The sequence below is a fragment of the Microcoleus sp. Pol1C5 genome (genome assembly GCF_036701115.1).
Lineage (GTDB): Bacteria > Cyanobacteriota > Cyanobacteriia > Cyanobacteriales > Microcoleaceae > Microcoleus.
In genome coordinates this window covers 1-1,459 of record NZ_JAUBQE010000144.1, presented here as the reverse complement: position 1 = coordinate 1,459, position 1,459 = coordinate 1, and the positions used below count along the sequence as shown (strand labels likewise).

The 1,459-nt window shown below is 42.2% G+C and carries 1 protein-coding gene; it reads left to right on the top strand.

Going from position 1 to position 1,459, the window contains the following annotated elements; translation table 11 throughout:
* Positions 1-1,082: 1,082 nt before the first annotated feature.
* Positions 1,083-1,459, top strand: a 377-nt coding sequence (locus QUA23_RS30850; RefSeq protein WP_333093988.1) for a leucine-rich repeat domain-containing protein, incomplete at its 3' end; no start/stop codon positions are given.

The following is a 1,459-nucleotide window of genomic DNA, read 5'->3' as shown; positions in this document are numbered from 1 at the left end:
ATCACGCTAAGAGCCGTCAACAACGGGCTAACAAGTCGCTGCACACCGACAACCTACAGTCTTTGGTCGCAAGCTCCCTGCGCTTCCGGTTGCGGGTGAGCTCTGGCTTTAGGTTGCCAAATGCTGATCGTGTACTGGGGTCGATCACAGCTAGCCACAGGGAACCGAAAACTAATATCAGGGTGACAGTATCCAAAATTCGATTTTTCAATACCTAACCTCCGACACCCGCAGGCTGGTTCAGGATAGCAACATAACCTGACATACCCTCTGCAATTTCAAGTCCTAGACGGGGAAATATATAAAAAATCCACACAGGTTATTCCCTATGATTTTATTAATCCTTGTTTTCATGTTGGTGGTATCGAGCCTGTTTGCGTTTTGTTTATTAGAATGTAAGCAAAAGAATGCGGTGAAACTCTTGCTACTAAGGCTTTACAGCCTCAAGCTCTAGCTCAAACGTGATAAATAACTGGAAGAATAGTTATCACGCTATTTAGACTTGAGTTTCTGTTAGCTTTCGTCTTGAAAAAACCCAAAAAACCGGGACACTAATCCGCCCTAGCCAAGCGTGTTTTATTCAGCTTACACCATAAGCTATTTAAGATAAAAGCCATGAACCAAACAATCTCTCTCAAATCTTAAGTGGTGTAATTTGGAGTGGAAAAAATGGGTATACTGAACTCATGTTGGACCAGCTTACACCATAAGCTATTTAGGATAAAAGCCCTGAACCAAACAATCTCTCTCAAATCTTGAATGGTGTAATTGGGAGTGGAAAAAATGGGTATACTGAACTCATGTTGGAACAGCTTACACCATAAGCTATTTAGGATAAAAGCCCTGAACCAAACAATCTCTCTCAAATCTTGAGTGGTGTAATTTGGAGTGGAAAAAATGGGTATACTGAACTCATGTTGGAACAGCTTACACCATAAGCTATTTAAGATAAAAGCCCTGAACCAAACACTCTCTGTCATTGCCAATGGTTTGTACCACGGTTTCAAGAACGTCGGGCTAAAGTCAGCTAAAGTGTTGGCGATATCTTTACTTTTGACATCTACACATTTTAGGAGATGCTAATGAATCAGCCCCAATTAATGAGATTGACTTCGATAGGATTGGCCAGCATTCTGTTACTGGCAATATTTGGTAAGTCGCAAATTAGTGGAAATGAATCTTTCTCATGGCTCGTGCAGAAACAACGGAGCGGTAGCGAACGGACATTTGCTAATTGGTGTCGCAAAAAGGCTTCTTTGAGTGCTGAAACTAAACATACTGTTGAGGTGTTGTTGAAGAAGGCGGGAACTACTGAGTGCGAAGCGGCTGATCGACAACTTTCGAGTCTCACGAAACTAAAGCTCGACAAAAATCAAATCCGTGACATCAAACCGCTAGCATCTTTGACTCACCTGGATTGGCTCTCCCTCGACAACAATCAAATCAGCGACATCAAACC